This is a genomic window from Saccharothrix carnea (genome assembly GCF_003014735.1).
Classification (GTDB): domain Bacteria; phylum Actinomycetota; class Actinomycetes; order Mycobacteriales; family Pseudonocardiaceae; genus Actinosynnema; species Actinosynnema carneum.
Genome location: NZ_PYAX01000014.1, coordinates 140,051 through 160,640 on the forward strand (window position 1 = coordinate 140,051; position 20,590 = coordinate 160,640).

General features: G+C 71.3%; 13 protein-coding genes. 5 read left to right on the forward strand and 8 right to left on the reverse strand.

Going from position 1 to position 20,590, the window contains the following annotated elements; all coding sequences use genetic code 11:
- Positions 1-13: 13 nt before the first annotated feature.
- Both B0I31_RS32335 and B0I31_RS32340 read left to right on the forward strand, forming a co-directional pair.
- Positions 14-1,189, forward strand: a complete 1,176-nt coding sequence (locus B0I31_RS32335) for an ROK family transcriptional regulator (RefSeq protein WP_219910898.1) — start codon at positions 14-16, stop codon at positions 1,187-1,189.
- Between the two features lie 86 nt (positions 1,190-1,275).
- The gene (locus tag B0I31_RS32340) at positions 1,276-2,280 is read left to right on the forward strand and encodes a family 2 encapsulin nanocompartment cargo protein polyprenyl transferase (protein ID WP_245950594.1); all 1,005 of its coding nucleotides are present in this window, start codon (positions 1,276-1,278) and stop codon (positions 2,278-2,280) included.
- 85 nt (positions 2,281-2,365) lie between these two features.
- On the opposite strand, the gene B0I31_RS32345 is transcribed toward B0I31_RS32340, so the two are convergent.
- The gene (locus tag B0I31_RS32345) at positions 2,366-3,724 is read right to left on the reverse strand and encodes an ATP-grasp domain-containing protein (protein ID WP_106619190.1); all 1,359 of its coding nucleotides are present in this window, start codon (positions 3,722-3,724) and stop codon (positions 2,366-2,368) included.
- Between the two features lie 352 nt (positions 3,725-4,076).
- On the opposite strand from B0I31_RS32345, the gene B0I31_RS32350 reads away from it, so the two are divergent.
- Together B0I31_RS32350 and B0I31_RS32355 are read left to right on the forward strand one after the other, a co-directional pair.
- On the forward strand, positions 4,077-6,260 hold the full coding sequence (locus tag B0I31_RS32350; RefSeq protein ID WP_106619191.1) for a YcaO-like family protein: 2,184 nt from the start codon (positions 4,077-4,079) through the stop codon (positions 6,258-6,260).
- Positions 6,261-6,283: 23 nt separating this feature from the next.
- Positions 6,284-8,518: a SagB family peptide dehydrogenase gene (locus tag B0I31_RS32355; RefSeq protein ID WP_146174033.1), complete on the forward strand. Its 2,235-nt coding sequence runs from the start codon at positions 6,284-6,286 to the stop codon at positions 8,516-8,518.
- A gap of 186 nt (positions 8,519-8,704) precedes the next feature.
- Here the strand turns inward: B0I31_RS32355 and B0I31_RS32360 are convergent, their stop codons facing one another.
- Both B0I31_RS32360 and B0I31_RS32365 read right to left on the reverse strand, forming a co-directional pair.
- On the reverse strand, positions 8,705-10,231 hold the full coding sequence (locus B0I31_RS32360) for a cellulase family glycosylhydrolase (RefSeq protein WP_106619193.1): 1,527 nt from the start codon (positions 10,229-10,231) through the stop codon (positions 8,705-8,707).
- Between the two features lie 82 nt (positions 10,232-10,313).
- On the reverse strand, positions 10,314-12,767 hold the full coding sequence (locus B0I31_RS32365) for a glycoside hydrolase family 2 protein (protein WP_106619194.1): 2,454 nt from the start codon (positions 12,765-12,767) through the stop codon (positions 10,314-10,316).
- Between the two features lie 193 nt (positions 12,768-12,960).
- Here B0I31_RS32365 and B0I31_RS32370 point away from each other — a divergent pair, with 193 nt between their 5' ends.
- Positions 12,961-14,679 carry an ABC transporter substrate-binding protein gene (locus tag B0I31_RS32370; RefSeq protein ID WP_245950595.1) on the forward strand — a complete coding sequence of 573 codons (1,719 nt, stop codon included), beginning with the start codon at positions 12,961-12,963 and terminating at the stop codon, positions 14,677-14,679.
- 139 nt (positions 14,680-14,818) lie between these two features.
- Here B0I31_RS32370 and B0I31_RS32375 read toward each other — a convergent pair whose 3' ends face one another.
- The 5 genes from B0I31_RS32375 to B0I31_RS32395 form a co-directional block, all read right to left on the reverse strand.
- Entirely contained in the window at positions 14,819-16,078 is a 1,260-nt protein-coding gene (locus tag B0I31_RS32375; RefSeq protein WP_146174034.1) for an ROK family transcriptional regulator, read from the reverse strand.
- A gap of 615 nt (positions 16,079-16,693) precedes the next feature.
- The gene (locus B0I31_RS32385) at positions 16,694-17,500 is read right to left on the reverse strand and encodes an N-acetylmuramic acid 6-phosphate etherase (protein WP_106619196.1); all 807 of its coding nucleotides are present in this window, start codon (positions 17,498-17,500) and stop codon (positions 16,694-16,696) included.
- A gap of 46 nt (positions 17,501-17,546) precedes the next feature.
- On the reverse strand, positions 17,547-17,678 hold the full coding sequence (locus tag B0I31_RS42765) for a hypothetical protein (RefSeq protein WP_281262336.1): 132 nt from the start codon (positions 17,676-17,678) through the stop codon (positions 17,547-17,549).
- A gap of 62 nt (positions 17,679-17,740) precedes the next feature.
- Positions 17,741-19,114, reverse strand: a complete 1,374-nt coding sequence (locus tag B0I31_RS32390) for a hypothetical protein (RefSeq protein WP_106619197.1) — start codon at positions 19,112-19,114, stop codon at positions 17,741-17,743.
- Positions 19,111-20,589 (reverse strand): hypothetical protein, encoded by a 1,479-nt coding sequence (locus tag B0I31_RS32395; protein WP_146174035.1) that lies wholly within the window; start codon positions 20,587-20,589, stop codon positions 19,111-19,113. The genes B0I31_RS32390 and B0I31_RS32395 overlap by 4 nt, the downstream gene beginning before the upstream one ends.
- Position 20,590 lies beyond the last annotated feature (1 nt).

Here is a 20,590-nt window from a genome sequence, read left to right on the forward strand (position 1 = left end):
GTTCAATCGGGGCGTGAAAGAAGACCCCTACCTCGGAGCCGCCTCCGCCGGAGAGCTGTTGCGCCTGCTCCGCGACGGCGTGCCACGTACCCGCACGGAGCTGACCTCGGTGACCGGCCTCGCCCGGTCGACCGTGCGGGCCAGGTTGGACGCCCTGCTCGACGCCGGCCTGGTCAGCGAAGGGGGCAGCGAGGCGTCGACCGGTGGCCGACCGGCGGGCCGCTTCGTGTTCAACGCACGGGCGAGGGTCGTGCTCGCCGCCGAGGTGGGTGCCACGCACGCGACCGTGGCGGTGACGGACCTGACCAGCTCGCCGCTCGCCCTGCGCCGCATCGAGCAGGACGTCGCCGACGGCCCCGATGTCGTCCTGCCGGTGCTGATCAAGACGTGGAGGGCGTTGCTCGCCGAAGCCGGGCTCGACTCGGTGCAGCTCGCGGGCGTCGGCATCGGTCTGCCGGGCCCGGTCGAGCACTCGACGGGGCGACCGAACAACCCGCCGATCATGCCCGGGTGGGACAACTACGACGTCCCCGGGCGCGTCAGCGCCGAGCTCGGCGTCCCGGTCCTGGTGGACAACGAGGTGAACCTGATGGCGCTGGGCGAGCACACGAAGTGCTTCCCGGACGCCGACCACGTCATCGTGGTGAAGGTGGCCACCGGTATAGGTTCCGGTTTCATCAGCAACGGCGAGCTGCACCGCGGCGCCGTGGGCGCGGCCGGCGACCTCGGCCACATCGCCGCACCGTACGCGGGCGACGTGCCGTGCCGCTGCGGCAACACCGGCTGCCTCGAAGCCGTCGCCAGCGGCTCGGCCATCGCCGCCACGTTGCGCGCCAGGGGGATCGACGCCCACACCAGCGCCGACGTCGTCGCGCTGGTGCGGGCGGGCAACCTCGAAGCCGGCCAGCTCGTGCGGCAGGCGGGCCGCACCATCGGCGACGTCCTCGCCGCGTGCGTGAGCATGTTCAACCCGTCGCTGATCGTCGTCGGCGGCACCCTCGCGCTGGCCGGCGAGATGCTGCTCGCCGGGGTGCGCGAAGCGATCTACCGGCGCTCGTTGCCGCTCGCCACCGAGAACCTGCGCATCGTGCCGTCCCAGGTGGGTGACGACGCCGGCGTCCTCGGCGCGGCCGCGATGGTGATCCAGCACGTGCTCTCACCGTCCGTCGTGGACCGCCAGCTCGCCTGACCGGCGAGCGCGACCCCACGGCGACTTCCCGTCCGACCGACCGGAGGTTCGTTGTGCCGAACGAAGCCATCGCCGGAGCCCGGAAGGTGAGCGAGGTCCTGTCGTGGGGTCTCGGCCAGGTGCAGCCGGCCCTGCGCGCCGCGGTCGACGGGTTGCCCGCTTCCGTGCGCCGGGTCGCCGGCTACCACCTGGGGTGGTGGGACGAGCACGGTGAGCCGACCGACGCGGCCGGCGGCAAGGCCATCCGCCCGGTCCTGGCCCAGCTGGCGGCCGAGGCGGTCGGCGGTTCGGCGACCTCCGCCCTACCGGCCGCCGTCGCGGTGGAACTGGTGCACAACTTCACGCTGCTGCACGACGACGTGCTCGACGGTGACGAGATCCGGCGGCACCGGCCGGCGGCGTGGCACGTCTTCGGCGTGCGTGACGCCATCCTGACCGGCGATGCCTTGCTGGCACTGGCTTTCGACGTGCTCGCCACCGGCGGCCACCCGGCCGCTTCGGACGGCGTGCGCACGCTCAACGCCACGGTGCTCGGCCTGGTCGACGGCGAACAAGCCGATCTGGCCTTCGAGGACCGGCACGACATCGGCGTGGCGGAGTGCGTGGCGATGGTGGAGCGCAAGACCGCCGGACTGCTGGCCTGCGCCTGTGCCCTGGGCGCCTCGTTCGCCGGCGCCAAGCCCGCCGAGGTGGCGGGGTTGCGCGACTTCGGCCTCCACCTAGGGGTGGCGTTCCAGCACGTCGACGACCTCCTGGGCATCTGGGGCGACCCGGCGGTGACCGGCAAACCGGTGCACGGCGACCTGCGCGCCCGCAAGAAGTCCCTGCCCGTGGTCGCCGCACTGAACTCCGACACGGCCGCGGCCCGCGAACTCGCCGCGCTCTACCAGGGCGACGGGCATCGCGTCGCCACCGAACCGGCCCACGCCGCCAACCTGATCGAGGCCGCCGGCGGCCGTGCCTGGAGCGAACAACAAGCGGGCCTGCTCCTCACCCGCGCCCTGCACGCCCTCGACTCGATCAACCCCCCACCACGCGCCGCGGCAGAACTGACCGACCTGGCCACATCCCTCATCCACCGCGACCACTGACCCCCGCGACCGCGCCACTGCCGTCTTTCGATCAACACGGGCGCGGCAAGGCCACCACCTGCCCCGGTCCCGACGATGCACCGCTTCACGGCGCCGGCGCGTCACCGCCGTACCCGCCGAAGACCGCGTGCACCCCGCCCCCGGCGGGGAAGTCGTCCAGCAGCGACGGCGTGACGCGGCCGTTGTAGCCGACCAACCGCCCGCCGCAGAAGATGGCGCCGAGCGAGCGGCGCAGTACGCCGGACGGCGTCGGGACGTATTGCGACCGCACGAACTCCTGCACCAGCCACCCGTGCCGCATGCCCGTGTCGACGATGCGGCGCCACTCGGACGAGTCGTGCGCACGGCCGATGAACACGCTCCTGCCGAGCGCGTCGAACGGCGCCTTGACCACCAGGTCACCCCGCCGGTCGACCGCCTCGCGGGCGGTCGTGCCGTCACCGAGCTTGCGGCTCCACGGCACGACGGCCCGGATCGCCGCGAGCTGGTCCGAGGTGAACAGCCGGTCGAACCGCGGGTCCGACAGCGCCGCGGACACGAGTTTGTTGCCGCCGATCATCCGGCCGCGGACGCCGTTGAGGACGAGCAGTCGCCCGGACGCGATGCGTTCGAAGAGCGGGGCGTAGCGGTCGGGTTCCGCCACCATCGGCCGGGTGATGTGCGCCAGGAGCCCGATGGGCGGCACGTCACCACCCAGCCGGCTCGGGACGATGTGGACGGGCGTGCGCCCGTGATGTCGGATCTGGCCCTCGATGAGCCGTATCTCGGAGAAGGAACGGAGTTCGTCACCGCATAGGACGGCGACGCGCCGGATGTCGTCGGGGTCCCGGCCCTCCCGTCGCGCGAGGTCGAGCAGTTCCGACACCATCCAGCCCGGGGTCTCGCAGCGCGCCGGTGGGTACTGGTCGGTGAACCACCGCACCGCGTCCACCTGCCGCCAGCACGTGTTGTACACGCCGTGCAGGTTGGACACGGGGCAGTCGCCGCCCACCTCGAAGATCCGGACGTCGTCCAGCCGGTCGCCACCGAAGTCGAACCGGCAGTGGTCGACGTGGCGGCCGATCCGGGTGTCGGCGAGCGCGCAGTCGTGGATCAGCGGCGGGAGGTCGAAGAAGCGCTGGACCTCACCGTCCTGCGGGTAGCGGGCCGCCAAGGTCTCGACGGCGTCGAGGACACGGGTGAACCGTTCCACCAGGACCCGCTCGACCTCGGGGTCGAGCCCGGTGAGCACCGGTGCGCGCGGGAGCAGCCGCCGTTCTTCCGCGGAGAAGATCGCTTTGCCGTCCATGAGCCGCTGGAAGTGGTCCCAGGCGGGGTCCGCCGCGCTCGTCGGTGGCTGCCCGGTCGGGAAGGACACGTCGAAGCGGACCAACGACGTCGTGGAGTCGACCGCGGTGGGTGCCACCGTCACGGGTTCGACGGTCGTGGGGTCGCCGTACGTCATCTGCGGTCCCTCCCGGGGCCGCCGCCGCTCGGCCGGCCACCGTCGAGGAAAGGCGCCTCGCGGTCCGGCCGCAACCGCATCCGCGGCAAGACGCCGGTTCGGGTGCACGGCAGCCACTCGATGGTGTCGTCCGATCGTCCGCGCGTGTGCCATCGGACAGGATGGGCATTCGGCCCGAAGGTGCCCGCCCCGGGCGCCTTCACACCGTCTGGAAAGGAGAGTCGTTCATGGACACATTCGAGACCGAGCCGTTCGAGGAGATCGTCCCGGACGAGCCCGCGGCCACTCCGCTCACACTCACCATCACCCTCGTCGCGAGTGACGTCGACGACCAGCCGGAGGAGTGACACCGGTGGATGCGGACGTCCTGGCGGCCTACGGACCCGCCGTCCGCCCACGGGACGGCGAGTCCCGTCCCGTTCTGGCGGCGGCACTGGTTCCGCGCGAGGACGTCCGCTTCCGACGTGCCGCGGGCCACGTCTACGTGTGCAGCAGCGAGGAGCCGTCGTTGCGGCTGCGCACGACGTCCGCCGGCGACGAGGGAGTGGTGGACTGGCGCACTCTCCCGGAGGACGTCCTGTCCGCGTTGGCGGGCCGGGGATTGCTGGTACCCGCCGACGAGCCGTTGCGGCGGCACCCGTCCTTCCGCGTCGGCGTCGGCGCCGCGCACGTGGTGGGCGACGAGCCGTTCACCGCGTCTGTCGCGACCGCGCTGACCCGCGCCGGTGTGGCCGTGGTCCCGGACTTGTCGGCGCGGGTGCCGGTGGTGGCGCTGGCCTTGTCGGCGTCCGAGGACAGCGTGCGTGAAGCCGCCGCGTGGGCGGTGCGCGAGCAGGGGACCGCGGTGGTTTACGCCGTCACGGGCGCCCGCGTCCGCTTCGTCGTGCTGCGCCCACCCCACACCGCCTGTCCGCTGTGCCTGCAGCGGCGGGTGCGGGCCACCCGGCCCGACCCCGCGCTGTCCCGCTTCCCGATGCGGGTGCTGCTGGGTGCTTCGTGCGACGACGGTTGGCCGAGCAGCGGTGCGGCGGCGGGGCTGATCGCCCACCACGTCGTCCGCGCGCTGGAGGTCCCCCCGGATCCGGGGCGGGTGCTGCGCGTCGCCGAGCTGGTCGAGCTGGACCTCGACAGCTGCGAGCGGGTGGTGCGCCCCGTGCTGCACCTGCCGTTCTGCCCGGTCTGCGCCGACGCCACCGCCGGCCTCGGCCCTCCCGGACCGCCGGACGGGTCGCCCTCCGCGGTCGAGAGCTGGCGGCGGATGCGCGCCGCGGTGGACCCGCTGACCGGGATCGTCGCCGACATCGAGGTGCGCGAACCCGGCGACGACGACGGCGGCACGACGTGCGCGTGGAACCGGGGCGGCACCGACACCACGTGGTTCTCGCCGGTCCGCGCGTCCTGCGTGGGCGGCGCGACGAAGGCGGACCCGCTCGAAGCCCGGGTCAGCGCGCTCGGCGAGGTGCTCGAACGGTACGCGGCGGGCGTCTACGACCCCTCCCGGTTCGTGCGCGCCTCCCTGGCCGACCTCGGGCCCGCGGCGGTCGACCCCCGTGACCTGCCCCTGGGATCGGCCCGTGACTACGAGACCGCGGACGGCGCGTTCGTGCCGTACGAGCCCGACGTCGTGATCGACTGGGTGGAGGCGACCGACCTGGTTGGCGGCGACCGGCGGCTGGTCCCCGCGATCGCGGTGCACGTCCCGTACCGGCCACCGCGCCACCGCGAGCAGTTGCTCGCGCCCAACTCCACCGGGCTCGCCGCCGGGAGCACCCGGGCGCAAGCCGTGCGCGGCGGTCTGCTGGAGGTCGTGGAACGGGACGCGGCGGCGGTCTTCTGGTACAACCGGCTGGCGGCGCCGACCCTGGACACCGCGAGCCTGCCCGCGGGACCGGCGCTCGTCGTGCTGGAACGGCTGCGGGCCCGCGGTGTCGACGTGATCGCCAAGGACGTCACGACCGACCTCGGCATCCCCGTCGTCATGGCGATGGGCCTGCTGGAGACCCCGGAGCGGCCAGTGGCCCTGTTCGGCTACCGCGCCGATCCGGACCCGCACGCCTGCCTCCACGGCGCGTTGCAGGAACTCGACCACGTCTTCCGCATGTACTGGCGCTCCCAGTCGCTCGGCAGCGCACCCGCGGCGGTGGACGTGCCCCGCGACATCTGGGACTTCGCCACCTACTACTGCCACCCCCGGCGGCTGCCGGCGCTCGACTTCCTGCGCGAGGGGCCGGTGCGCCCGCTCCCGGACCCGGCGGCGACGCACCCCTCCGACGCAGAGGCGGTGACGCGCCTGGTCGAGCGGCTCGCCGCCGCCGGGTACCGCCCGCTCGCCGTGGACATCACCCCGGTCGACGTCGCGGAGTGCGGCGTCACCGTCGTCCGGGCCGTCGTGCCGGGCCTGCAACCCGTCGCGTTCTCCACGACGTTCCGCCGGCTCGGCGGGCCTCGGCTCTACCAGGCCCCGGTCCGGATGGGGCTGAGGGACCGGCCCCTCACCGAGGACGAGATGAACCCCGAACCACTCCCGATGGGATGACCGCGTTGGGCACCGTGCGACCAGTGCACCTGTTGTGCAGGACCGGCGGCCCGCACCGGGTCGCGATCGGCGGGGTCCTCGGCCTCGACGGGGTCCGGGAGGGACCCCACACCCTGACGGTCCAGCCCTCCGGTTCGTGGACCGTGCGCCCGGGCGTGGACGAACCCGTCGCGGCCCGGTTCCCCCGAGCCCTGGTGGCACCCGCCCTCCACGACGCCCACGTGCACCTGGGTACCGGGGTCGACCTCTCCGACTACGTCGCCTACGGCGTGAGCCGAGTGCGGGACCTGGGCTCGGTGGTGGGCACGGAGCTGGAGGTCCCGCTCGCCCGCCGGTGCACGGACCTGGTGCCCGAGATCGTGCTGGGCGGACCGCTGGTGGACGGGACGGGCCGACGCCGGCGCTTCCCCTTCGCCGTCGAGTGGGACGGGCCGGACGACCTGCCGTCCCTGGTGGACTCGGCCGCCGCGCGCGGGGCCCGCTGGCTCAAGCTGTACACCCGCTTCCCGACCGCGCTGTACGGACCGGTGGTCGCCCATGCGCACGCCCGCGGGTTGAAGGTCACCGCGCACCCCGGCCCCGGCGCCTTCCCGGCGGCGGTGCGGGCGGGGGTCGACGAACTCCAGCACCTGGTCTGCCTGACCCCGTTCGACGACCGCGGCACCCACGCGCTGCACCGGCGGTGGGCCACTCGCCGCCCGGAGGACAGATGGCCCCGCGTGCCGGCCGGCACGGCCGTGTGCCCGACGCTGGTCGTCCACCACCGTCTCCTCGACGAGGCGGAGCGCGGCTGGGCCTTCACCGGCCACGACCCGGCCCTCGTCGGGCTCTGGCGCGCCATGCCCGTCGTCGCCAAGCCCTGGACCGACGCCGAGTTCGCCGACGCGCACGCCGCCATCGCCGCGATGGCGGACGCGGTGCCGGACCTGCACCGCGCCGGTGTGCGGTGGACGGTCGGCAGCGACACGCCGAACCCCGGCGTGCTGCCCGGCCGGAGCATGTGGGAGGAGATGAACCTGCTCATGGCAGCGGGCCTGGGCAAGACCGAGGTCTTCGCTTCGGCCGCGGTCGCCAAGGGCTTGGGGGACAGCGGTGACGACGCGCTGGTCGTGCTGCCCCTGTCGGCGTTCGGCCCGGGTCCCTTCCCGGTCGAGCCCGTCACGGCGGTGCTCCAGCGGGGCTGCCTGTTCGTCGCCGAGCACGCCACGCGGGTCGTCACCCGGACGCGGTACCAACGCAGTCCCTGGCTGTACTTGGACTGGGGTGACGAGAAGGGGGTCGTGGCCGTGGACTCGCGCTCCCAGCGCCGGTTCCGGGTGAGGCCGGACATGCTGCCCCTGCTCACCGCACTCGCCACGCCCACCTTGCCCGAAGAGGTGACGCTGCCCGGTTACTCCCCGGACCGGCTCGCCGATTTGCTGCGCACCCTCGTGGACCTCGGCATCGTGCACGCGGTCGGCGCGGACGGGCCCGTCCGGCACAGCGAGTGGACCCCCGGCGAGCTGGCCGTCCACGCCCAAGCCGGACGCGGGGGCAAGCCCAGGATGCGTGCCCGTGACATCCCGCCGGCACACCTGGTCCACCGTGACGTGACGCGGACGATCCGGCTGCCGGAACCGGACCTGCCGAGCCGGTCACTGGCCGACGTGCTGCTCACCCGGCGGAGCATCCGGGACTTCGACACCGCCCCGCTGTCCCTGACGAAGCTGTCGACGTTCCTCGGCCGGGCAGCGCGCGTCCGCGGGCGGCTCGGACCCGAGCTGTGGCAGACCACCAGACGCCCCAGCGCCGCGGGTGGCGGACGGCACAGCCTCGAGCTGTACCTCGTCGTGCGCGCCGTGGACGACCTGGAGGCGGGCGCCTACCACTACGACCCGTTCGACCACGCGCTGCACCGGTTGCAGCCCTGGACACCTGAGCTGCACCAACTGCAGCACCAGTTGCTGTGCCGGCCGATGGTGGTCGACACCGCCCCACCGGTCAGCTTCTACCTCGCGTCCTACTTCCGCCGGGTCCAGTGCAAGTACGGGGCGATGACCCTCAGCGTCATCTACCGCGACACGGGCTGCCTGCTGCAAACCCTGTACCTGGTCGCCGCCGACCTCGACCTGGCCGCCTGCGCAACCGCCGCCACCGAAACCGAACCGACCCCCACCTTCCTCCGCGAACACCGCGAGGACCTGATCCACACCGCCAACTTCGCCCTGGGCCTACCCGCCCCGAACGAACCGAACGCCGTCGACTTCCACCCCCGGTAGGACAATCACCCGCCGACTACGCGGTCGACAACCTCGGGCGGTGACCCGGTGCTCGGATCGCCGATCTCCCAGGGGAATCCGCGGTCGGTGGTCGCCGGTGGAGGGGCCTGCCGGCCGAGCCGCCCCGACCGGGTCGTGTTCGGACCGGCGGTCGGGGCGGCGCGGTAGGGCTGGGCAGGTGATCGGTCAGCGGGTCTCGTACGGGTCCTGGGTGAGCAGGTGGGCCTTGTAGCCCTCGCCGATGCCGGGCTCGGGCGTGCCGTTCCAGTCCTTGATCAGCACGGCGCCGGTGACGCAGCCCCACGGGGTCCAGGTCCACGGCATGTAGCTGATTTCGTGGGCGTCGGCCCAGTCGACCACCCGCTGCATGTAGTCGAAGCCGCAGTCGTCCTGGCCGAACTCGCCGAGCACGACCGGGACCTGCGCCGCGAGCGGGGCGACCTGGGTGTCCCAGCAGGATTCCGCGGCGCAGGCGTTGAAGCTGTAGGCGTGCCACGACACGGCGAGGTTGTTCAGCGGGTCGGCCGGCTTGTACTTCAGCCACTCGCGCAGGTCGTTGGCCCACTCCAGGCCACCCAGCATCAGCACGTTGGTCGCACCGGTGGACCGCACCGCGTCGACCAGGTCCTGCATGCCGGCGACCTCGTAGGGGATGCCCGTGCAGGTGCCGCCGTCGCGCCAGCACTGCCAGCCCGCCGTCTTGTCCCAGTCCGCGGCCATCTCCGGGTACGGCTCGTTGAACAGGTCGAACACGACGGCGTCGTTGCCCTTGAACGTGTTCGCGACGCCGGCCCAGAACTGCGGGGAGTACTTCGCGTCGGTCATCGGCTTCTGGCACACCGCGTGCTCATCCTTGCAGTGCCAGTCCGGGCTGTTCGTGTAGGCGCCCCAGGTCCAGTGCAGGTCCAGGATCACGTTGATGCCGTTGGCCACCAACAGGTCCACGTAGTCCTTGATCGCCTGCTGATAGGCCGGGCCGCTGGGCGAGCCGTAGACGCCCAGCCAGCACTCCTCGTTCAACGGGACCCGCACCGCGTGGATGTTCCAGGTCTTCATCGCGTCCACCGACGCCTGGTCCACCGGACCGCCGTCCCACATGCCCTTGCCCTGCACGCAGGCGAACTCGGAAGTGGAGCGGTTCACCCCCAGCAGCCGGTACGGCGCGCCGTCCGCGGTGACCAGCTTGTTGCCGGAAACTCGCAGCTCCGGCGCCGGCCCGTCGACCGGCGGAGTGGTGGTCGTCGTCGTCGTGGTCGTGGTGGTGGTCGGGACGGTCCCGGTGCACGCCGCGCCGTTGACGGCGAAGTCCGTCGGCTTGGCGTTGCTCCCGCTGTAGGCGAAGTTCGCCCCGACCGAGACGTTGCCCTTCGCCGGGATGGTGCTGTTCCAGCTCAGGTTGGCGACGGTGACCGTCTTGCCCGACTGGGACCAGGTGCCGTTCCAGCCGTGCCGCAGGGTCTGGTTGCCGGCGTAGGAGTAGGTCAGCGTCCAACCGCTGACCGGCGACGAGCCGAGGTTGGCGACGTTCACACTGGCGGTGAACCCGCTGCCCCAGTCGTTGGTCGTGTAGTCGACCCGGCACGCGAACGCCGCCGCCGAGCTCGCGTCACTCGCCCACGACCCGCCGGCCGCCATCAAGGCGGTGCCCGCGATGGACACCACGGCGCCCACCGCCGCCAGCGCGGTACGGCGCTTCCTGACTCTTCCGAACATCTGCACTCCTTTGTGCGAATAGTCCTGGGAGCGTTCCCAGAGTTACGTAGCGAAAATGATCGGCTCCGGTGTTCCTCGGGACTTACGGCGTGGCAGGCGAAACGCCCGACACCGCTGTGTTGGCGCAACGGAGCACGTCCGGGTGGAGCAGCGCGGACGGCTCGTGCAGTTCCTGCGACGTGCGCACGAGGAAGTGGTGCGATTCGCCGGCGGTCAGCGAGATGAGCATGTCGTCGACGACCGCGTCGGCGGCCACTTTGTCGACCAGCAGACCGAGGTCCCGCACGTACGAAGTGGCCCGCACGTCGACGCGGTATCCACCGGTCACGGACGTGACGTCGGCGGTGAACGGCGCGGGGTCGTAGCGGAGGTCGAGGTCTTCGAGGAACAGGTGGTGGGTGCGGACGCCCTCCGCGGCAGCGATCAGCACTTCGCTCCTCGGCTCGGCGGGTTCGAGGAGGTGATCGGCCAGCTCCAGCAGTGCGGCGGACCGGGGCGGCACGTCGAACCCCAGCTCGGCGGCGGCCAGCACCTCGCCCGCGAAGTCCTGCCGGGTCACGCTCACCACGCCCGTCCAGGGTTGGTCGTGGTCGTTGACCGCGACCAGGGTGGGCCTCCCTTCACGTGGCTGGACGGTCAGCAGCCGCGGCGCGAAGGCGTGCTTGAGGGCGTAGTAGAGGGGTTTGGGTCGTTCGTCGCTGTCGATGGCGGCCCAGGAGGTGACCGGCCAGCAGTCGTTGAGCTGCCAGACCAGCGCCCCGGCCGTGCGGGGCCACCAGGAGCGGTAGTGCTCGACGCCGAACGCCACGGCACGGGCCTGGTTGAGCTGGGTCGCCCAGTGCCACTGCTCGAAGTCGGTCGGCACCGGCAGGTGGGGTGCCAGACCGCGGTCCAGCTTCCCGTTGCCGTCCTCGGCTTTCTGGTGCAGCAGGAACGCGGGCGAGGTGGGCGTCAACGGCTCGTCGTGGACCCAGCGGGTGAGGGTGGTCCAGGTGGGCGGTCCCTGGAAGCCGAACTCGGCGCTGAAGCGGGGGATGTGGTCGCGGTAGTGGGTGTAGTCCACGGCGTTCCAGACGTCCCAGTCGTGGCGGGTGCCGTGGTCGGCGTCGTTGGGCGGCAGGTCACCGGGGCTGAACGGGCTGCCCGGTGCGTACGGGCGAGTGGGGTCGAGCTCCTCGATGATCTCGGGGATCAGGTCGTGGTAGTAGCCGGCGCCCCAGGTCCGTCCTTGCAGGTTGTCCTGCCAGCCCTCCCAGTCGGTGTAGGCGGGGAGGTTCTCGTTGTTGCCGTTCCACAGCACGAGCGACGGGTGGGAGACCAGGCGGACGACGTTCTCCCGCGCCTCGGCCTCGACCTCCCCGCGCAGCGGCTCCTCCTCGGCGTAGAAGGCGCACGCGAAGGGGAAGTCCTGCCACACCATCACGCCGCGTTCGTCGCAGACGTCGTAGAAGTCGTCGGTCTCGTAGATGCCGCCGCCCCAGATCCGCAGCATGTTCATGTTCGCCTCGACGGCCTGGTCGACCCGCCGGACGAGCCGCTCGCGGGTGACCCGGGTGAGGAAGTGGTCGTCCGGGATCCAGTTGGCGCCCTTGGCGAACACGCGCTTGCCGTTGACGACGAAGACGAACGGGGTACCGAACTCGTCCGGCGCGGTGTCCACGGTGACGGTGCGGAACCCGATCCGGCGCCGGACGGCGTCCACCTGCCGGCCATCGGCCAGCAGCGTGACGGTCAGGTCGTAGAGCGGCTGGTCGCCGTAGCCCACCGGCCACCACAACCGCGCATCCGGCACGAGCGCGGTGACGTGCGCGGTGTCGCCCGTGACCGCCAACGCTTCCGTGCGGTCGCCGACCGTGACCAGCACGGTGTAGTCGCGATCCGCGGCACGGTCCAGCGCCAGGTGCACGTCGACGCGACCGGTGCCGTCCGCGTCGACGGTGACCAGCGGGCGCACCTCCGCCAGGCGGGCGGTGTCCCAGCGTTCCAGCCGCACGGGTTTCCACAGACCGGCCGTCTGCAGGTCGGGACCCCAGTCCCAGCCGAACGAACAGGCCATCTTGCGGATCGCGTTGTACGGGTGCGGATACGCCCGCTGCCGCCACCCGAGTTCGGTCTCGGCCTTCTCGGCGTGGGTGAGCGCGGACCACAGCGTCACGGTCAGGTCGTTGTCACCGTCGCGCAGCGATCCGCCGACGTCGAACCGGTAGCCGCGGTGCATGTTGGCGGTGTGGCCGAGCACCTCGCCGTTCAGCTCGACGGTGGCGACCGTGTCGATGCCGTCGAAGACCAACTCCACCCGTTCGCCGGCCCGCGCCGGCTCCGCCCGGAACGTCGTGGAGCACTGCCAGTCGACCCGGTGCATCCAGGTCAGCTCCGCCTCGTTGCGGTCCGCGTACGGGTCCGGGATGAGGTCGGCGGCCATCAGGTCGAGGTGGGTGCTGCCGGGAACCCGCGCGGGCACCTCCAAGTCGGCGAGGTCGGCCGGCACCGGGCCTCCCACGGCGCGCAGGCGCCAGCCGTCGTGAAGGTTCGTCATGGCTGCCCTCTTCCTCGGTGGTCGACGCAGTGACGAAGCGCATCGAGATGGTTGCTCAGGTAGGTGAAGTAAGTCAACAGCCTGGCGGGTAGCTGCTACGACCTGGCGAGGTCTTGCACACCGATCAGCAGGATTCGTCCGTTGACGGCTTATTTAGATGACCTAATAATAGCCGGGCGCAGGGCGGGGTGTCGTGTCCCGCGACCCGAACGTCAAGGAGGACGTCGTGATGATGTCGAGGAGCCCCGGCGCACGTGCGCGCGCCGCATCGGCCCTGCTCGCCGCGGCGGTCGTGGCCGCGGGGTGCGGACCATCGGACACGTCGGCCGGGGCCGAGGGCTCGACCCTGGTGACGTACAGCGGCCAGTCCGGGGACTACCAGATCAACTTCAACCCGTTCGCACCGACCAGCATCGGCGGCGGCGGGACGATCTTCCAGCCGCTGTTCTTCTACAACGTCCTCCGCGACGCCGAACCGGCACCGAGGCTGGGCACCGAGTTCGACTGGAACGAGGACGGCACGCAGCTGTCCATCACCCTCCGGGATGGCGTGACCTGGTCCGATGGCGAGAAGTTCACCGCCGACGACGTCGTGTTCACGCTCGACATGATCAGCAAGCACAAGGGCATGAACAACACCGGCTACGCCGGACGGGCCGAGGCGGTCGACGACGCGCACGTGGTCATCAGGTTCGACCGACCGTCCTTCCTGGACGGTCCGGCCGTCCTCGGCAGGACCTACATCGTGCCCGAGCACAAGTGGAAGGACATCGCCGACCCGGCGGTCGCCGTGGTGGAGGACCCGGTCGGCACCGGCCCGTACCTGCTGGAGGAGTTCAAGCCGCAAGCGTTCACGTTCAAGGCGAACCCGGACTACTGGGGCGGTGAGCCCGCCGTCAAGAGGGTCCGCTCCCTGTCGCTGTCCGGCAACCAGGCCGGCATCGCCGCGCTCAAGGCCGGGCAGATCGACTGGCAGACCGGGCCCGTGCCGGAGATCGAGGACATCGGGAAGAACTACCCCGGCTACCAGGCCACCATCACCCACGCGAACCAGATCGCGCTGGTCACGTGCAGCAGCGCCACCCTGGGTTGCCAGGGCCCGCAGACCGATCCGGCCGTGCGCCAGGCGATCTACCACGCCATCGACCGGACCCAGACCGACGCGCTGGCGTTCGAGGACACCGGCAGCGACATCTCACCGGGTTTCCTGCTGCCGAGCCGGGACGGCGACCTCATCTCCGACCGGCTCCGGAACCGGACCGCGCCGATGCGGCCGGACCTGGACACCGCCCGGCAGATCCTGGAGAGCGCCGGTTACGCCAAGGGCCCTGACGGCGTCTACGCCAAGGACGGCGTACCGGTGTCGCTGACGCTGAGCGTCGTCGCCGGCTGGACCGACTACATCACCGCGGTCGACACGATGAGCCAGCAGTTGCAGCAGGCCGGGATCAAGGTCACCCCGCAGCAGGTGTCCTGGAACGAGTTCGTCGACTCCCGCGACCGCGGCGCCTTCCAGCTGATCATCGACTCGCTCTACCAGGGCCCCGCACCGGACCCGTACTACCTCTACAACTACTTCTTCAGCACCGCGCAGACCGCCGCGGTCGGCGCCAAGCCCGGCCCGAACGTCAGCCGGTTCTCCGATCCCCAGGTCGACCAGGCACTCGATGCCCTCAAGCTCCTCAACCCCACCGACACCGCCGCCCGGCAACCCCACCTGGACGCGATCCAGACCCGCATCGAGCAGGCGATGCCGTACATCCCGGTGCTCACCCAAGGGACGATCAGCGTCTACCACGACGCCAAGTTCACCGGTTGGCCGAAGGACGGCGACCTGTACGCCTCCCCGGCGGTCTGGGCTCACCCCGACGCCACGGAGGTCCTGCTGCGCCTTCGGCCCACGGGGAAGTGACTCCCCGTTCCACCTGGCGCCGACTCCACCTGCTTCGTGCCCACCACCAGGGAGAAGCGCCCGCCCGGTCTCGACCCGACGCCGCGGTACCGGGTGCGCGTGGTCGAGGAAACTGCCCGCGCCGCTTTGACGGAGACCGTCAAGTCTGGTCGACCGCGCCGGCGGGCACCGGCCGTGGCCCGTCCTCGGCACGGCCGTGGCCGAGGATCAGCTCGCTCTGCAGGACGAGGACCGCCCCGCCGATCGCGGCCGCGTCCGACCCGTTCACCGATGGCACCACCCGCACCGGATGCGCCTTGCGGGCGAACAACCGGCGGTCCAGCTCCTGCTGGATCACCGCCTGGTACAGCGAACCCGCCACCGCGAAGCTCTGCCCGGCCAGCACGATCGTGTCCAGGTCGAACAGGACCGACACGGTGACCGCGGCATGACCGAGGTAGCGCGCCGACCGCTCGACCAGTTCCCGGGCCTCCGGATCACCGGCGTTCGCGGCGGCCGCGATCCGCGAGAACTCGGTCAGGAAGTCGTCGGCGGCCGGGTCCAGCGCCAGCCGCCGGGCGAGGTCCGGCATCGTCAACGCCTGCCGGACCACCGCCGAGGGACCGGCGTAGTTCTCCAGGCAGCCGACGTTGCCGCACGGACATTCCTCGCCGTTCACGTCGATGGAGATGTGGCCGATCTCCGCGCTGTTGGACGAGCTGCCCCGGTACACCTCGCCCGAGACCACCACCCCGCCGCCGATCCCGGTGGCCATGTAGAAGCAGCCGTAGGTGCTGTCCGGGTCCACCGCACCCATCCAGTACTCACCGATGGCCGCCGCGGCGGCGTCGTTGTCCAGCAGCACGGGCAACCCCAGGCTCTCCGCCAGACGCGGCGCGACGGGGTAGTCGTACCAGTCCTCGGTGGGTTGCGGCGTCAACTGCACACCCGCGGTCCGGTCCTGCGGGCCGTACGTGACCAGGCCGACCCCGAGCACCTTCTCGCGGTCCACGCCCGCCGACGTCAGCAGGGCGTCCACCCGTGACGCCACCAGCGGCAACGCCTGCTCCGGCGGCATCGACTCCACGCCGTGGAACGACGTTCGGGCCACCGGCCGCCCGGCCAGGTCGACCACCACGATCACGCAGGCGTTGCGCTCCAACTGCACCCCCACGCCGTAACGGGCCGGCGGGTTGAGCTGGACCATCGTGCGCGGCTTGCCCCCGGTCGGCGCACCACGACCAGCCTCGACCACGAGCCCGTCGCCCAGCAGCTCACGCACCACCTCGGAGATCGTCGCCCCGGTCAACCCGGTCGCCATCGCGAGCTCCACCCGGCTGATCGAGCGCGCCGCCCTGATCACGTCCAAGACCACGCCGCGCGTCTTCGGCCGGCTTGCCCAGACCGGGCTTCTCGCCACGATTCCCTCCTTCACCGCACCCTTTCGCCAGGTTACTTCACTTAACCCTCCCCCACCCCACCGGGTCACCCACCGTCACCCCTCCCAGGCGCCGCTGATCAGCGCATTCAGTTTCAGAGGGAACCTAATGATGCCGTCTGCCGGTTTCACGTCCGCCCACATCCTCGAGATCGGCACCACCTCCTACCGACTCCCCACGCCCGGTCGGCGACTGCGCGCTGAGCCGACACTGTCGGTGGGAGCTGATTGACTGACCGGATGTCCGAAACTCCCGACGAGCTCCACAGCCTCCAAGTCCTGCTCGACACGTCTCCGGCCGGCTCCACCAGCCACCTCAAATCGATCATCCGGCCAGGTGAGAGCACCTTGGACGCCGAGCAGGTCGTCCGAGTCCGCCAAGGCATGTGCACCCTGGCCATCGCCACGGTCACCCGGCGCGGTGAGCCACGCATCAGCGGCGCAGACGGACACGGAGCTCGCGCGGGTCCACCTCAGGCCGTCACTCCGGGCCCAGCCGCGCCGCCGGTTGAACACCCAGTCCACGCCCTCGTCGTCCACCAACGAGGTCGACCGCGTCGTCCTCGACGTCATCTGCACCACGGAGTTCGTCGAGACTCAAGGCGCCGCCAGATGCTCGACGGCCGAGCGAACGTGCCACCCGGCGGCGTCGAGCGCTTCACGGGCTCGATCCTCGTCCACACCCATGAGGTCGGTCACGATGGCCACGGCCCTGCGGCGGAGCTTGTCGTTGGTGCCGCGGAGTTCGACCATGTGATTCTCGCGCACCGCGCCGAGCAGGACGTGCGCCGCCGTGGTGATGCGGTTCAGTGCGAGCTTCTGGGCCGTGCCCGCTTTGAGGCGGGTGGAGCCGGTCAGCAGTTCGGGACCGGTGTCCAGGAGGATGGGGAAGTCGACTTCGGCGAGCAGGGGCGCATCCGGATTGTTGGCGATGCCGCAGGTGCGGATGCCGTGGGCGTTCCGCACGGTCGCCAGGACGAATGGGGTCGAGCCGCTGGCCGCCACTGCGATCAACAGGTCGCCGGGACCGAGGTCCGCGACGGCGGCCGGACCTGCTTCCCCGTCGTCCTCGCGGGCGGTGACCACCGCCGGGTCGTGGAGCGAGGAGCTGGCGATGTGGGCGCGGAAGCGTCCGGGAGGGGCTCCGAACGTGGGGCCTAGCTCGGCGACCTCTTGGAGCACCAAGTGGCCGCTGGTGCCGCCGCCGACGAAGGCGACGGTGCCACCCGACGCGCAGGTCCGCGCCATCTCCACCGCCGCCGCGGCAAGGGCTGGTCGAGCTCGTGCGACCGCCCGGGTCACCACCGGCTCCTCGTCGTCCATCAGCGACAGCACTGCGTTCGCGTCGAGGGCTCCCAGTCCGGTGGAGCGGGGGTGGCGGCGTTCGGTGTTGGGCGGGGTCACGCCACCTGCTTACCACTCCCGCGGTGGCGTGACCCGGCCCGGACCTTCACCCGCCTCCCAGCAGCTCGATCACCCGCAGCGCCAGGTTGGTGGCGTTGATGGCGGTCGGCAGGACGATGAGCAACACGTCCCGCAGCCACTGGGGCTTCCGGTTCTCCTTCTTCCGCTGCTTCGCCATGGTTCCTCCGGTGCTCGGCGTTCGGTGCCTACACTCGAACAACCGTTCCCGGAAGAAGGGCTTCAGCCGCCCAGCAGTGTCGGCATGAGGTGCACCTGCTCGGCCAGGGTCGGCGCCCACGCGGGGTGCTCGACGTCCGGCAGGCCTGGCCGGGGCGCGCCGCGGCTGCGGATGCCCTCCGCCAGCGCCGTCAACCGCGGAGCCGGCGGGTCGTCGTGCCCTTGGGTGACCAGTTCGTCCACCAGATCTTGGAGCCGGCCCGCGGCGAGTTGCACGTGACGGCGCCGGTCGCGGAGAAGGTCGAGTCGCAACTCCGTGAGCGTCCGCACCGCCTCTCGTTCCAGCCGGGCCAGGCCGGCAGCGGGACCGAGCCTGGGGCGGCGGCGGAACCGCGGGTGGAAGACGTCGATCGTCAAGTGCTCTCGCGGGTCGTTCCCGCGCAGGGGCAGGCGTCCGGCCCACACCCCTGACGCCGACAGCTCCAGGGGGCCGATCGCCACGGGGAACGGCGTGCCGAACTCGTAAACCCGTGCCCACAGCTCGCCAGTCCGAGCTGCCCGCGAACCGGTCAGCACCTCCGCCTCGACGGTCGAACCCACCACGCGCCAGAGCACGTTGTGCTCCACCTCGCGCACCGACTGCGCGGGTACCTGGAGCAGGTCCACGGTGGCCTTCCTCCACTCGTCGACCGCGTACGTATCCGCCTGGTGAGGGTCCGGGGCCTGGATCCCCACCCTCGTCAGCTGCGCGCGGCCGTCCTCCCCTACGAGCCTCTCGTCGATTCGGGACAGTGCCTGGCGTAGTGGTGCGGCCTCTGGCTCGGCTGGGTCGAGCACGGCCGAGGCGGACCGGAAGATCTCCCGGACTGCCGGGGCTGCGATGGTGTCGACCACCGGTACGTCGTCCCGCAACATCCGCTTCACCAACCCGGTGAGGGGCTCGAGGATTCCGTCGAACGTTCGCCGGGCCGCTTCCTCGCCCTCGGCCGACAAGTCCGCGCAGATCAGCGAGAGGTGTCCGATCTCCGCATCGAGCAGCACTTCGTCGTAGGGAGCCGGTGCCCAGGCCGCTAACCACCGTGTGATCGCGAGGCGGGCGGTCGGGACGTGCAGGTCACCCGGCGTCCACTTCGCAGTGGCGACCAGGCGCGGTCTCGGGTCCTCGGTCCAGGGCGCGGCAGACCTGGCGGTCAACACCGCCTCGGCGACGTCCCAGCCGTACACCGGTGCCACCCACCCCAGGTCGTCCTCGTCGACGGCCGCCTCGATCTCCGCGTGCGGTGGCTGGTCGGGAGCGAAGGGGTCCACGCTGAGCAGCCCGCCCGCCACTACCAGAGACGCCGCCCAAGGCGCAGACCCGTGCGCGGCGCCTACGTGGATGGTGCCGATGCGGTCGATCGACACCGGGACGCCGGGGTGCTGGTGTGTCTCGGTCATGACGTCTCCTGGGAGTTTTCCTGCACGAATCGCTGGAGCGCTTCGAAGTCCGGGTGCCGCTCCGGCTGTCGTGGGCAGGTGCGCCGGTGCCAGTCGACCAACGCGGCCCAGTCCAGGCTCGACGTGGCCGGCGGCGCGCGGCTGATCAGCCGCGCCAGGAGCGGTTCGACGTCCACCGGGGGCCGTCGCCGGGCGTCGGCCTCCCTCGCGTCGTTGATGAGGCAGGCCGCGTTCTCCAGTTCATCGTTCGGCTCGGGTGGCGCCTGGACGGTCGGCTCGTGCACGACCCTCACGGCCCGAGCGTCTTCCACCAGCAGGGTGGAGAACGCGGAAGTGAACGTGACGGACAAGCTCAGCTTGGGGTTTTCGGACACGCCGCGCAGCTGGTTGCCGAACAGCCGCACCCACAGCTTGGAGACCCACGCGGATTCCACTCTGATCAGCAGGTCGTCGAGCGAGCCAGGCATTCGGTTGTTGTGAGCGTTCCACACCAGGCGTTGTGCTTTGTACGAGATGCCCTCGACAAATCGGGAGTCCGACAGGCCGTTCCGTTGTCCGACCTGTGTGGCGATGGTGCGAACAAGAGGCATCAACGACCGGCGCTCGACATCGCTCAGACCCAGCACAGCCAACCGATGGGTGATCACCAACCGCACGAAGCCCTCCGTGGTCATGTCCCGCACGACCGGGTCTGTGTGCACGGACCAGGCACCCCGCGAACCACGGCGCTTGAGCAGCGGTCGGACCAGCGACTCAATGGTGCGGTCCAGCGGAAACGCACCCGACTGGCCAGCAAGCCTCAGGCGCGGCGACCGGTGCTCGGACAAGAAGTGGCCGGGCAGGTCGCCGAGCACCCAGCGCCACGGTTCACCGGCGACATACTCCGTCCACTGGTCGTCCCAGTCGTCGTGGGCGAGCAGCTTCAACTCGGCGACCATCGGGGTGCCATCGGGCTCGGGCCACGGTTCACCCGACTCGACGATCCGCTCCAGGTCCCGCACGGCGGATCGAGCCAGGAGCGAGCGCAGCCCCGCGATGGACGGCGGCGACACGTCGGCATCAGCCTCCGGCTCCCCGAACTCGGATCGCAGCAGGGCGACGAGGGCGTCGTCGGTCAGGGCCAGGCTCGGCTCCTCCCGGTAACGCCGGTAGAGGTGCTCGTCCAGGCTCGACGGCGTCCCGAACTTCTCCCGCAGGGCGATCGGCCAGGTCCGACCGAGCAGGTGGCCTACCTCGACCAGCCACGGGACCAAGTCACGCAGGGCCGCGCGCAGTCCCACCGGGTCCTCGGCCGGGGCGGGGTTCCGGTCCGCGCCGAGGGGGAACTGCGGTGCGGTCTCGGCCATCTTGGGTCGTAAGAGACAGACCCACACCCTTCTCTTCAACGCCCCTCGCGGTGGGCTGATCTTCTCGCGCGTCTCCCGGGGCAGGTCCTCGTCCCAGAACTCCTGCACCACCGCGCCGATGGAAGGCATG